This window comes from Aneurinibacillus sp. UBA3580 (genome assembly GCF_002375825.1).
Classification (GTDB): domain Bacteria; phylum Bacillota; class Bacilli; order Aneurinibacillales; family Aneurinibacillaceae; genus Aneurinibacillus; species Aneurinibacillus danicus.
The window spans coordinates 6,826-7,075 of record NZ_DFMZ01000022.1; the positions used below are offsets into that span (position 1 = coordinate 6,826).

At 45.2% G+C, this 250-nt stretch carries 1 pseudogene; it reads left to right on the plus strand.

The annotated features are described in order from the left end of the window. Positions 1 to 203, plus strand: a pseudogene (locus tag B2899_RS03340) (yteA family sporulation protein); the annotation flags it as partial. Positions 204 to 250: the final 47 nt, after the last annotated feature.

A 250-nucleotide genomic window follows, 5' to 3' on the forward strand; every position in this document is an offset into this window, starting at 1 on the left:
CGGAAGAGCCTGTCGGGTATGTGGAGGACATTGAGGGATTTTTGCTCGCTGACATGGAAGGAAAATTCATTGGCGTAAACACGGAAACTCCGATGCATGAACAATACGAGGAAATGCTCGATGAGGCAGGAGTTGTTTCCGTAATGGGCAATCCGGACTTAATGGAAGATTATAATGAAGACGAAGGGTATGTCGAAAAATAAGAAAAAGGAGACCGTTCCGGCCTCCTTTTTTGTGAAAATCGTGAGGA